The organism is Petrotoga olearia DSM 13574, from assembly GCF_002895525.1.
GTDB classification, from domain to species: Bacteria; Thermotogota; Thermotogae; order Petrotogales; family Petrotogaceae; genus Petrotoga; species Petrotoga olearia.
Genome location: NZ_AZRL01000004.1, coordinates 209054 through 222410, shown reverse-complemented (window position 1 = coordinate 222410; position 13357 = coordinate 209054). Strand labels below are relative to the sequence as shown.

Below are 13357 nucleotides of genomic sequence, written 5' to 3'. Positions count from 1 at the left end.
TCGCTGAAAAGCAAGTTAATTTTTTTACTTATATTTTGCGAAGAATAACAGTTCTTCTTCTATGAATTCATCTATTTCCCCATCCAATACAGCTTGAGCGTTAGAGGTTTCGTAATCTGTTCTTAGGTCTTTAACCAAAGTATAAGGATATAAAACGTAAGATCTAATCTGATTACCCCAGGAAATATCCTTTATTTCACCACGTAATTTTAATTTTTCTTCTAAATTTTTTTGCTGTTCTAACTCATATAATTTTGCTTTTAAAATTTTTAAAGCGGTGGCTTTGTTTTGATGTTGTGAACGTTCGTTTTGTACCGCTACCACTATACCTGTCGGTAAATGAGTAATCCTAACCGCTGAATCAGTTTTATTAACATGTTGGCCACCTGCTCCACCAGATCTATAAGTATCTATTTTCAAATCATCTGGATTTATTTCTATTTCAACATTTTCGTCAAATTCTGGCATCACGGATATCGATGCAAAAGAAGTGTGTCGTCTTCCATTAGCGTCAAAGGGAGAAATTCTCACGAGTCGATGGACACCACTTTCATACTTTAATTTACCGTAGACATAGGGGCCTGAAATTTTGATTGTTGCGCTTTTTATTCCGGCTTCATCTCCCTCTTGGAAGTCTACCGTTTCGATATCATAATTATTTTTATCTGCCCATCGAGTGTACATTCTCAGTAACATAGATGCCCAATCCTGTGATTCTGTTCCACCTGCACCTGGATGTAGGCTAATAAAGGCGTTTGCATCATCATATTCTTCCGATAATAACATCCTTAGACGAAAAGAACCGATCTTTTTTTCAATTACTTTTAAAATCGATTCAACTTGGGCGGTCATTGATGGATCATCCTCTGATAATTCAACCGCTATTTCTAATTCTTCAAAATCGTTCTGCAATTTTTTGAATTCATCAATTTCATCTTTTAAATTTTGTGCCATTTTGGAGATCTTTTTAGCCCTGTTTTGATCATTCCAAAAGTTTGGTTCCATCATTTCTTTGTCAAGTTTTTTAACTTCTTCTTCTGCTTCTTCTATACCAAAAATTCCTTTTAAATCCTCAAAATTTTCTTTCAACTCATCTATTTTTACTTTCGTTTCGTATTCTATCATCGAATCACCTCTTAAAAATGGCTTCAATTATTATCTTTTAACTTTATACCTTTTTTTAATCTTGTTGGATTGTTTAGACTTATTGTTATTTTTAGATCCTTCACCATTGTTCGTTTCATCAACTACTGATACGTTGTTATGTACAAAGTTCAAGCTGGCGTATATTTTTTTTGCTTCTCTTTCTTCTTTTTCTGGAACAACCCTTGCTATTCTCATTAGATAATTAACTATTTCGTCGTATATACTGTCAACCATTTGATCAAAAAGTAGGTACGATTCTTTTTTAAATTCCATGACAGGGTCTTTTTGACCATAGGATCTTAATCCCACGGCTTCCTTTAACGCTTCAATAGAATCTAAATGGTACCTCCATTTTTCATCTATTATTCTTAACATAACAAATTTTGCGACTTTGTTGAAATCTTCTCCAAACTCCTCTTTTTTGTATTGATATCTTTTCCACAGTAGATCAAAGATTTCATTCTCTATTTCCTCGCGGGTGTTCCCCTTTATGTCAGAAATTATCAAATATTGTTTCAACTTTTCTGAAATACTACTTTTGTCGTATTTTTCTTCTACTTCATCAAATGAGAATTCAACTATTCTTTCCACAACATCCATAAAGATGTCTTTTATATGATCATCGTAATTTCCTTGCTCGAGTATCCAATCCCTATGGTTGTATATTACAGTTCTTTGTTTGTCCATTACAGAGTCAAATTCGTACAATCTTTTTCTTATCGAGAAGTGTATTCCTTCTATTTTCTTTTGAGCATCTCGAATAACTTTACTGAGCATTTTATGTTCAATGGGTTGACCTTCTTCAATTTTTAGGGCGGTCATCATGTTTTTCATTCTTTCCCCACCGAACAATCGTAAAACGTCATCTTCAAAAGAGATAATAAATCTTGATTCGCCAGGATCCCCTTGCCTACCAGATCTTCCTATTAATTGGTTATCTATTCTTCTACTTTCATGTCTTTCTGTACCCAAAACGAAAAGACCGCCGAGTTCTTTAACCCCTTCTCCCAATTTAATATCGGTTCCTCTACCCGCCATATTCGTGGCTATGGTAACGGCATTTCTTTCTCCAGCTTGAGCTATGATTTCTGCTTCCCTTTCGTGATATTTTGCGTTCAAAACTTCATGTTTTATTCCTCTTTTTTTTAGCATCTCACTTATAGTTTCACTGTTTTCAATGGATGTTGTTCCAACCAATACAGGTTGGCCTTTCTGGTTACGCTTTACTATCTCATCAATTATAGATTGATATTTTTCTTTTTCGGTTTTAAAAATTAAATCATTTTTATCTTCCCGAATAACAGGTTCGTTAGTAGGGATAACAACAACTTCTGTATTGTAGATCGCCTTGAACTCGTCTTCTTCAGTTTTTGCAGTTCCGGTCATACCTGATAATTTTTCATACATCCTAAAATAATTTTGGAAAGTTATTGTAGCAAAAGTTACGCTTTCTTCTTTGATTTTTACTCCTTCTTTTGCTTCTATAGCCTGGTGTAATCCTTCAGAATACCTTCTTCCAGGTAATAATCTTCCGGTAAATTCATCAACGATGACAACTTCCCCATCGCTAATGATATAATCTTTATCTCTTTTGAAAAAATTTATCGCCTTTAAGGCGTTCAAGAGGTGGAACAAATACTTAATATTGCTTGGATCGTATAAATTATCGACAGATAATAACTTTTCTGCTTTGCTTATCCCTTCTTCTGTTAATGCTAAAGTCTTTTGTTTTTCATCTATAGTGTAATCTTTTTCAATTATGAATCTCTTAGCCAAAGAGGCAAATCTTCTGTAAAGTTCAGAAGGAGTATCTGAAGGGCCGGAAATGATTAAAGGTGTCCTCGCTTCATCTATTAAAATGGAATCAGCTTCATCAACTATTGTAAAGTAATGTCCTCTTTGTACTTTGTCGCTTATTTCGTAAACTAAATTGTCCCTTAAATAATCAAATCCAAATTCATTAGCAGTACCGTAAGTTATATCAGCTTGATAAGCTTTTTTTCTATCTTCTTTGTCCATATTGGCTTGAATGTATCCTACGCTCAAGCCAAGATACTCATAAACCGGTCCCATCCAATTTGCATCTCTTTTAGCCAAATAGTCATTATGGGTAGCCAAATGAACATTTTTCCCTGTTAAGGCATTTAGATATATAGGAAGGGTTGCAACTAAAGTCTTTCCCTCTCCTGTTTTCATCTCGGTTATCTTACCTTCATGTAAAGCGATACCTCCCATTAACTGTACATCGAAATGCCGCATTCCTATCGTTCTTCGTGAGGCTTCTCTTACGACAGCAAAGGCTTCAGGTAAGATATCGTCCAAACTCTCACCTTGTTTTAATCTGTTTTTAAACTCCAAGGTCTTTCCAGATAATTCAGTGTCGCTGAGAGATTTCATACTTTCTTCTAATTCGTTTATTTTATTTGCGATCTTTGAATATTTTTTAAGTAAACTTTTATTCTTGTCTATCAGTCCAAAAAGCATAAAGATTGCACTCCTTTCGAATCAAACTTTCTAAGCTATAATTTTTATCTAATTTTCATTTCTACTGTATACATTCCATCATTATCGTATTCTTCTTTTATTATCCAACTATCTAAAGAACCATAAAAATTCTTTGATAAGTAATTTGAAATATCTAAGATTAATAGATTATCGAGACCTTCTTTTCTTTCAATTTCTCCATAAAATTTTGTGTTTTTAAATCGAGGTATTTCCGACAAATACACATTCATCCTATTGGGTAAAACGTTTGAGAATATGAATTCATCTTCTGTAAAATAAAGGTAAATTTGGTTTTCCACACTTTGATTAGACCAAAGATAATAATTGTAGGTTCCAACCTTTCCCTCTTCCATATTTCTTTCTTCTGCAAATTCTTTGAGCTTATAAGTATCAATGGATGTTTCAAAGAATAAGTTCAGCTCGTTATTACTTATACTTTGTGAACTAATAGCTATAAACTCCTCTTCTTTGATACTATTGGCTATAAATCCTATAACATTTTTACTTTCATCGTCCAAAGGCATTAAAAAATTTTCGAAATATGCGGAGAAATTGGTTTTATCCAACTTTTCTATATTCAAAACTTCTCCAAATATTTTTTTGTTTTCCAAAATGGTCAAATCAAAATTATTTTGGGCACCTCTATAATCTTTAGACTCAAATGTTGCCTTTAAGGTTCTAGAATCAACGGTAAAATAAAAATCCCAACGTTTATTTTCATTTAAGATATTTTCCAGAGAGCCTGATACTAAACCCTTTGAATTATTATCATAGGTTGTAGGCGCCATATTCAAAAAGAGGCCATCATCATTTTTTTGAACGGTAAAATTTCTTTCTTCTAAGGTGTATAGGTCGTCGCTTACCTTATTAGCACCAAAGATTTTTGTAAAGATTTCATTAAAAACTTCGTATTCGGTAGAGTATATGGCGATACCTTTTGAATTAACGATCATGTCAAATAAAAGGTTAAAATAGTTGGGATTAAATAATTCGCCGACCGAATAGTTTTTATCCGAATAAAATACCATGGGGGCATTTAAAAAATTTTGAATATTTGTATTTGTAGATTCTAATGTCGTTGAAAGTAATTCTTTTATATAATCTTGACCTATTCCCTCAGTTGAGTTTACAAATCGATAAAAAGGTACCGTTTCATAAATTTTAGTATAAACATCTAAAGGACTTTTTATCCTTATTGTTGTTTCTCCAAAGGTTAATAAAACAATTAAAATCAAAAATATGAGGATAATTGATAACTTCTTTATTTTATTTCCTCCCTATTATTCACTACTCAATTTGAATTTTGAAATAGCTGAATTGAGATTTTTAGAAAGTTTTTCTAATTCTTCAGCTCTTTCATTAAGTGAGCCGGCGTTTTCAGATTGACTTTGCATCAGTATCTTAATTTCTTTTATCTTTTCGCTGGTTTCATTTACCGTTCTAGCTATTCTTTCCATTGAAGAACTCATTTCCTGCGTACTGGCACTTTGCTCTTGCGAACTAGCAGTGACGTTTTCAACCCCCGAAATCATCCCATTTATCTCACCTAATATGCTTTCAAATTGTTCTCTAACCTTGTTGGCTTCTTCGTTTATTTCTGCAATAGTAGTAACTGTTTTATTGGTTACATCGTTGACGTTGTTTGTACCTTTTTTTAGGTCTTCTAGAATTTTGGCGATTTCATCTGTTGCTTTACCACTTTCTTCTGCTAATTTTCTTATTTCATCAGCTACAACGGCGAATCCTCTTCCCGCTTCCCCTGCCCTTGCTGCTTCTATCGCTGCGTTCAGTGCTAACAGGTTCGTCTGTTCGGTTATGGAATTTATAGTTTGAATAATATTTCCGATATTTTCTGCTTTTTCCAAAAGTTTTGAAACATTTTCTTCTGCTTCTTTGGATTGTTCTACACCAACTTCTATTTTCTTTACTATATTGTGAATACTTTCCATACCTTTATTAGCTTGACTTTGAGTCATTTCAGCTGAATTAGATAACTCTTGTGCGGCTGACGATAAACTTTGTGCTGAAGAGGCAATTTCCTCAATACCGGATGTGATCTCTTCAACCGATGAGGCACTATCTTCCGAAATTAACTCTATATTTTTTGCTTCTTCTAGAACTTCTTCTCCTGACTTTTTGAATTTTTGGGAGGCTTCTTTTAACTCTTTTGAAGATGCTTCGACTCTGTAAGAGACATCTTTAATGCTTTCAATCGTTTCTTTTAAGTTATCTCGCATTTTACTAAATGATCGAGCCATTTCTCCTACTTCATCTTTGGACTTACTTTCGAACTCTACATCCAAATTCCCTTCTCCAAATTTTAATAAAACGTTTGAAAAATCTTTTATTGGTTTTGAGATACCTTTTCCAACAAAGTAAGCAACTACTATTGCCACAATAACTCCTAAAACCGTTATTAGGATTATAAGCAGCGTTAAACTATTTATCTCACTGTATATTTCACTCTGGGGTAAATTTAAGAACAAAATCCAGTCATTGGGTAGCTTCGAATAACTCGTTAAAAATTGTTCACCATTTAATCTTTCTACAAAAGTCCCTTCTGTATTTGAGTTTATTGTTTCTAAATAATCCGATATTTCTTCTACTATACTCTTTCCAGATTCATAAAGAGGATGAGAAATTACATTAAAATTATCATCAACTAAGTACGCATATGCTTTTTCGTATCCTAATTCTTTTTCAATGAGGTTAGCAAAATATTCTAAAGGAAAACTAATCCCAGCAACACCAACAAAAGTCCCGTCTTCTGGATCGAAATAAGGAACGGAATAAGTAATTACGTTTGACTGTAAATATTCATCAAAGTATATATCGGTCCAAACACCTTCTTCTTTGTCTCTTACTTCAAAAAACCACTGATATTTTTTATTTTCAGGATTAAAAGTATCGTCTAATTTTATATATTCATTTTTTAGATTTTTATCCTCGCTTTCAATGTAGTAAAGAGAATATAATTCTTTTGTCCTTAACATATCAGGATTGAATACTATGAAGGAGGTAACATTACCTTCTACTTTTTGTGAAAAATTTTTAGGTACATCTTTAGCTCTATCTAAAAATTTTATTACTTCGGCATTTGAAAAACTCGCTATAAAAGGATCAAATCCCAAAAAAGCGGAGTCGCTATAATTGTCTACGACTATTTCGATAATACTTATTTGCGAACTTAGATCAGATGCAAGACTCGCAGTTAAATTCTCAACCCCGCTTAGTGAATATTCTTCTAGAAGAGAAGTGGATCTAAAAATTGATACGATACTTACAACTGTTACCGCTGCGATCACTAACAAGGTAGAAGATAAAATAATCTTGGTACTGATTCTTTTCAATCCAAACTCCCCCTTTGAATTTGTATCAAGTTAAATTGAAACGCCCAAAGTGATTCTAACGATGAACCCTATAAAAAAGGTTAATCCCGCAACACCTAAACTTATACCCGCCATTTCAAGAAATCTACTTTTGAAGTTTAGATCTTTGGCTACAGAAATATAAAAATTGAAAACCAATATTATTATAACAGCTATTATTAAAGTTATAATTAAACTTAAAAAATATTTATTTGGCATTAACAAATAAGGAAGAATTAAAAAAAATACCGTAATTATATATGTAATCCCCGTGTAAGTTGCGGACTTTAACGCTCTCTCGTCGTTTTCGGCTCTTTTTGATAGATACTCGGATGCTGCCATTGACAATGATGCAGCTATTCCTGTTATTAATCCAGATGTAGCTATTATTGTTCCGTTTTGAAGGGCAAAGGTCAGACCTGCCAATGCGCCAGTCAATTCGACTAATGCATCGTTTAAACCCAACACAATCGATCCCACATAATTTAATCTTTCTTCTTCTATCATTTCTAAAAGTTCACGTTCATGCTTATCTTCTTCTGCTTCAACCTGTTTTGCTTGGGGGACTATATTGGAAACATCTTCGTAGGAGGTCTGAGCCCTTTCTTCGCCATTTTCCATGAGCTTCAAACTGAAGGTTAATCCAAGTATTTTAGAAAGTATGAAATAGAACATAACTAATAAGTAATTTGGTTTAACATCTTCGTTAGTATAACTTTTCCAAAAATCGTGGTGTTTTAATTCTTCACTTGCTATGCTTTCTAAGACTTTTTTATTTTTGGTATCTTTAGTAGATTTAGATAACCTTTTATAAATCAGATATTCCGTTAACTCGTTCTTTTGGAAATTTAATAAATGTTTTTTTGTTTTTGAGTCGATTTGTGAATTTTCCATTTAAACACCTCCGATTAAGAATCATTTCTTATTCTTCGTATTTTTTATATAGTTCTTCTATTTCTCTCTCATATCTTTTCAATATTTCCAACAGTTTTGGGTTAAAATGTTCTGGTTTTGTCCTGTTATCCCCATGTAACAATATGTCAACCGCTTCCCTATGTGAGAAAGCTTCTTTATAACTTCTCTTTGATCTTAAGGCGTCGTATACATCTACTAAGCCAACAATTTGGGCTTCAATGGGAATCTGCTTGCCCCTTAATCTAAAAGGATACCCATTTCCATCGTAACGTTCATGATGGTAAAGGGCAATTTTTTTTGCTGTTTCGAAATATGAACCTTCCAATAAATTATCCGCATATAGTGGATGTTTTTTGATTTCTTCCCATTCTTTTTCGTTTAGTTTACCTGGTTTATTAAGTATCTCGGCAGGAATAAAAAGTTTCCCCACATCGTGAAGGGGAGAAAAATCTCTTATCCTTTCAACTTGTTCTTTGGGTAAGCCTAATTTTTCAGCAAAAAAGGCAGATAATTCACTTACACGGTATATATGTTTTTTACTGTTTTCATCGTGTGATTCTGCTAATATAGAAAGTTTGCTAGAAAAGGTTGCATAAGCATTTTTTACTTCTTGCGTTCTTATTCTATTAACAAAAAACATTTTTGCCAGATTTAAAATGGAATCAAAAAATCTAACGGATTGTTCAGAAAACTTTTCATCGCTACCTTCTTTAATATCAAGCGAAACATCTAAATATCGATTTTCATCTATTTTTATGGCTTTCAGTAGAGTAGATTTTATTGGCTTGGTGAATTTGGATATTAAAATGACTACATCTTGAGGCATTGTTTCCTCATTTACGGAATTAATATTATCAAATACTGTTGCATTTTCTACACGTAAGGCATAACTTTTTTTAAGATTCAAACTATTTAAACCGTTAATATCATGACCCAGCGCAGCTAAAAATCTCCAACTGTCTTCTTCTATTATAGAAACACTCCCATAGTCAGCTTCCGGAATTTCAATGATTAAAGTATTTAAAAATTTCTGAAAGAAATCTTCCTCTTTTAACTCTTCATTTCCTAATTCAGAGATAATTTCTAACAGATTAATCATTTTATTATTCAGTTGTTCTATCTCCTGATAATTACTCTGTATTTCCTCATTTTGTGATATTAACTCTTCGTTGTAGGAAGTTAATTGTTCATTTGCTGCTGTAAGCTCTTCATTATAACTTTGAGCCTCTTCCTTTACCTGGTTTAATTCCTTCAAAAGAGAGTGAAGTTTTAAATTTTCTTCTCTTAGAACATATATAAATATAATAGAAAAAGGCACTAGAATCATTATTAGCCAAAAAATCACAGGGTAATTTTCATAAAAAGAAGGAGGCTTGTTCTCTATTGTTGAATCTGCAGGTAGACTCTTGGTTGAAATACCAAATCTTTCCAACTGGGGAAAATTAAAAACGTATTTATTATCAGGGAAGTAAATTCTTGGTAACTCTTTAATATTAACTCCGCTTAATAAGCCCTTTGCTATTTCTCCGGCTTTCAGTCCTTGATCGTATGCACTGGTAATTTTACCTCCTACAACGTTGTTGGCCATATACGCGCGTGAGGTAACATAAATGGGAAGATTCTCAAATTGTCCCATATATACCTCTATTTCTGTATAATCATAAAAATTTCCATAAATATCTTTACTAAAAGCCAAAAGAAGTACTATTGAGTTTTGCAAAGGTGTATCAAGCTCTTGTTTTATTTGATCTAACGAATCACTCAGAAAGATAAAATTAATATCCTCAAATTCAGGTATTACATCATTTTCCACTTCTTGCTTGAAAAGTTTTCCTGTTTTAGTCTGATTATCAACAATCACATAAACATTCTCTGTATTTGGATGAAGATTTAGAGCTAATTCTAATGTTTCTTTTATATCATGAATCTCTACAATTCCACTTACAAAGTCTAATGAACTCAAATCGTATTCTTGATAGTAATTGATCCCGGCATACACTATAGGAGTTCCCAAAAAAAGCGACTCATAATTTGATAAAACAAAATCAAAAGCATTATTATCCAGCGCAATAACAACATCGAATCTAAAATTACTAAATTTTCTTTCAAAGTACTCTTTGAATATGTTTAAGCTTTTATCATCTCCAAACCTTTTGCTATCAAGATATTCTACATATATATTTATGCTTTCTTCATCTTTTAAAACCGAATATATACCTTCTAATTCCCTATCTGACCAGGACAAACCTGGATTATATGAATTTAAAATTAGGATATTAGTAGTGGCTAAAGAATAAATCCCAGACAAGATGAGTAATAATAACAATAATCGGGCTTTAGTGTTTTTTTTCAAATGTGATCCTCCTAGCTATAATGAGTGGGAATTTTAACGTTTATTTTGGCTTTCAATAATTCTTACTTTCGATATTATATCACAAATTAGTAAACTGCTATAGTATAATAATTTTCGTAGTTAAACTAAAATTATTCTAATGTTATAATATTCGTAATATATATTTTCTATCATATCATTAGTGTTTAAGCCGATAAATTTATTCAACTTTTTTCATTAGGGTTCCATTGAGTTTATCGTCTAATTTTGTCTAAAGTTGAGTTACAAAGGAGGGGGTATTATGGCTAGAGTATGGGCGATAGTTGTGGGTATTTACCTCATAATTATGGCTATTGCTGGTTTTGGTTCTGTAGTAATTCCAAACTGGGAGGCTTGGATACACCTAATCGTTGGTATTGTTTCTTTGCTTATAGGTTTTATGGATAGAGGAAGAAAAAGTTCAGCGGCGTAGAATTTTAATTTCATAAAATTTGTACAAAACACAAAAGAGGCAGAAATTCTTTTGCCTCTTTTGTGCTCTTATGGGCAAATCTGCACGGAGAAAATATAAAAACTCTTTATCCTTATGGGTGGGCTGCGGGGCGAAGGGGAGCTATAATTAAAGTTTTAAATCCTCTAAAATACAGTTAATTTCATTATAAAAGAGGTGACTTATTTGCCTTTTGATGGTTTGGTATTACATAAAGTTTTAAAAGAAATAAAAGACAATATTATGGGGGATAGAATTAAAAATATTTATCAACCTATCAAATCCCAAGTGTTAATTCAGTTTTCTCAAAGTTTTGTGCTTTTTTCATTAAAAAGTCCTTCTTATGTGATCTTACTTTTTCAAAAACCAAACGTACCCATACAGCCAGCAAACTTTTCTCAGTTTTTAAGAAAAAAGATAAGAAACGGAAGAGTGATAAATGTCGAACAGTTAGGTTTAGATAGGATAGGTTACTTTGAAATTGAAAGCTACGATCAAGAAACCTCTGCTATGAGAAAATATAAGCTATTTTTCGAATTAATGGGAAGAAATTCTAACTTAATACTCATTAACGAAGATAATAAAGTAGAAGAATCTTTAAAAAGGGTTTATGAAGAATTTAGACCCGTAATTCCTGGGGTTAAATACCTACCTTACTACGATGATTCTCAAACAAATATATTGGAAGAAAATATAGAAAACATTGAAAATATTGATTTTAATAGATTGATGGGGTTTTCTAAAAAATCAATAGCTTTTTTGCAAGAAATAGGTATCCAAAAAGCTATACAAGATCTTAAAAAACCTTATCTTTTCTACTTTAACGAAGGGAACACATATGATTTCTCCGCAATAACCCCTAATAATTTTAAACACAAGGTATTAAAACCATCGGAAGCATTGCTTAAAGTTTTTCAAGAAAGGGTTGAACAGTCTCGATTATTAGAAATAAAAAGAGATTTAGAAAAAAAGGTAAAAAGTGAAATAGACAGACTAGAAAAGACCAAAGAACAAATATTAAAAGATTTAAATGAAGAAAAAAATCTAAAAGATTTGGAAAAAAAGGGAGAGCTTCTTCAAACTTATCTCTACAAAATAAAAAAAGGTGAAAGATATTTTACAGTAAATGATTGGAATACTGGTGAGGAAGTTACAATCGAGATAGATCCCCTTTTATCCCCAACGCAAAACTTGGAAAAGCTGTATAAAAATATAAAAAGGACAAAGGCAAAAGTCGAATATGCTAAAAAAAGAATAAAAAAGATTAATAACGAGCTTGAATATTTTAATCAGTTATTTGAAACAATATCTTCCGCAGAAGAAATTGAAACCTTAATAGAGATTAAAGAAGAGATGAAAGATATAGGGCTGATAAGTGAAAACAAAAAGTCTAAAAGAGAAAGAAAAGTAAAAACAACTTTTAGGAAATTTAATTACAAAGGCTATGAAATACTAGTTGGGAAAAATAACAAACAAAACGATGAATTAACAAGATCCGCAGCACAGGCCGATATCTGGCTACATACACATGAAATCTCCGGCTCTCATACAATAATAAAATCTTCTGGTAAAGAAATACCAGAAGAAGTAATAGATTACGCAGCAAGAGTTGCTGCAACATTTTCTAAAGCAAAAATGTCCTCCAATGTAGCGGTTGATTACACTCAAAGAAAAAACGTATGGAAACCAAAAGGAGCAAAGCCAGGAATGTGGCTGTATAAAAATTATGAAACCATTATCGTTGAACCTTTTAGAGAAATGCCATGAAAAACCTTAATCTTTATGCCCCAACAACTTGGAAATATTTTTGGCACATTCCTTAACATAACGAATATATTCATCTACTTTCTCTTCTTCGGCTCGAGAGGCACTCATCGAAATACTTACACCCGCCATAACTTTTTTATCGTAGTTAAAAATAGGAGCCCCCATACAATAGATCCCAATTTCATTTTCTTCGTTATCAATTGCGTATCCTCTTTCTCTTATTTTTTTAAGTTCATTTTTCAATTTGTTGGGATCAGTAATTGTGTTTTTACCCCTTTTTTTCAACTCCACATTTTCTAGATATTCTTCTATCTCTTCTTCAGGTAAATGAGCCAAAATAGCTTTTCCAAATGCTGTTGCATAAAGGTTTATCTTCATACCAATTCTTGACATCATTGGTAAAGAATTAGGACCTTCTATCTTTTCTACATAAATACCTTCATATCCTTCTTTAATAGCCAAATGAACTGTTTGACCTGTTTTTACCATTAAATCAACTAAGTGGGGATGTGCAATCTCCCTTAGATTTATTTTTTTTAAAATAATACTCCCATACTCCACAAGCTTGAAACTCGGGAAATATGATTTATCGCTATTCTTTGACAACAAGCCTCCTTTGTGCAAATCATCTAAGTACTTATACGCATTAGATATAGACATATCAAACTCTCTTGCAATTTCTGTTGCATAAACTGGTTTTGGTGAATAGACTATATAATCTAATACTTCTAAAACTTTTCTGATAGTTTGAATAGATTTTCACCTTCCTATCTGTAAAATACCGAATTTCATTATATCACAAATTTTAATAATTAAAAGAACTTTGAACCCCTT

9 protein-coding genes are annotated in these 13357 nt (G+C 32.2%); 2 read left to right on the top strand and 7 right to left on the bottom strand.

Going from position 1 to position 13357, the window contains the following annotated elements; all coding sequences use genetic code 11:
- Positions 1-24: 24 nt before the first annotated feature.
- Genes prfB through X929_RS02810 form a run of 6 tightly spaced genes read right to left on the bottom strand, consistent with a single transcriptional unit; the run spans position 25 to position 10287 of the window.
- Positions 25-1125 (bottom strand): peptide chain release factor 2, encoded by a 1101-nt coding sequence (gene prfB, locus X929_RS02835; protein ID WP_103066522.1) that lies wholly within the window; start codon positions 1123-1125, stop codon positions 25-27.
- A 30-nt stretch (positions 1126-1155) separates the two neighbouring features.
- Entirely contained in the window at positions 1156-3630 is a 2475-nt protein-coding gene (secA, locus tag X929_RS02830; RefSeq protein WP_103066521.1) for a preprotein translocase subunit SecA, read from the bottom strand.
- Positions 3631-3674: 44 nt separating this feature from the next.
- A complete protein-coding gene (locus X929_RS02825; protein WP_103066520.1) occupies positions 3675-4886 on the bottom strand; it encodes a hypothetical protein in 1212 nt (403 codons plus the stop codon).
- 45 nt (positions 4887-4931) lie between these two features.
- Positions 4932-7001 (bottom strand): methyl-accepting chemotaxis protein, encoded by a 2070-nt coding sequence (locus X929_RS02820; protein WP_103066519.1) that lies wholly within the window; start codon positions 6999-7001, stop codon positions 4932-4934.
- Between the two features lie 30 nt (positions 7002-7031).
- On the bottom strand, positions 7032-7913 hold the full coding sequence (locus tag X929_RS02815) for a VIT1/CCC1 transporter family protein (protein ID WP_103066518.1): 882 nt from the start codon (positions 7911-7913) through the stop codon (positions 7032-7034).
- Positions 7914-7941: 28 nt separating this feature from the next.
- On the bottom strand, positions 7942-10287 hold the full coding sequence (locus X929_RS02810) for an HD domain-containing phosphohydrolase (RefSeq protein WP_103066517.1): 2346 nt from the start codon (positions 10285-10287) through the stop codon (positions 7942-7944).
- A gap of 280 nt (positions 10288-10567) precedes the next feature.
- On the opposite strand from X929_RS02810, the gene X929_RS09640 reads away from it, so the two are divergent.
- Complete coding sequence (locus X929_RS09640) at positions 10568-10738, top strand: hypothetical protein (RefSeq protein ID WP_169924921.1); 171 nt, start codon at positions 10568-10570, stop codon at positions 10736-10738.
- Between the two features lie 204 nt (positions 10739-10942).
- On the top strand, positions 10943-12523 hold the full coding sequence (locus tag X929_RS02805) for an Rqc2 family fibronectin-binding protein (RefSeq protein ID WP_146255765.1): 1581 nt from the start codon (positions 10943-10945) through the stop codon (positions 12521-12523).
- Between the two features lie 6 nt (positions 12524-12529).
- Here X929_RS02805 and X929_RS02800 read toward each other — a convergent pair whose 3' ends face one another.
- On the bottom strand, positions 12530-13267 hold the full coding sequence (locus X929_RS02800) for an IclR family transcriptional regulator (RefSeq protein ID WP_255408266.1): 738 nt from the start codon (positions 13265-13267) through the stop codon (positions 12530-12532).
- Between the last annotated feature and the right edge of the window lie 90 nt (positions 13268-13357).

Coding starts and splice junctions, on each gene's coding strand:
- secA (WP_103066521.1), bottom strand. CDS start 3,630: ATGCTTTTTGGACTGATAGACAAGAATAAAAGTTTACTTAAAAAATAT.
- prfB (WP_103066522.1), bottom strand. CDS start 1,125: ATGATAGAATACGAAACGAAAGTAAAAATAGATGAGTTGAAAGAAAAT.
- X929_RS02815 (WP_103066518.1), bottom strand. CDS start 7,913: ATGGAAAATTCACAAATCGACTCAAAAACAAAAAAACATTTATTAAAT.
- X929_RS09640 (WP_169924921.1), top strand. CDS start 10,568: ATGGCTAGAGTATGGGCGATAGTTGTGGGTATTTACCTCATAATTATG.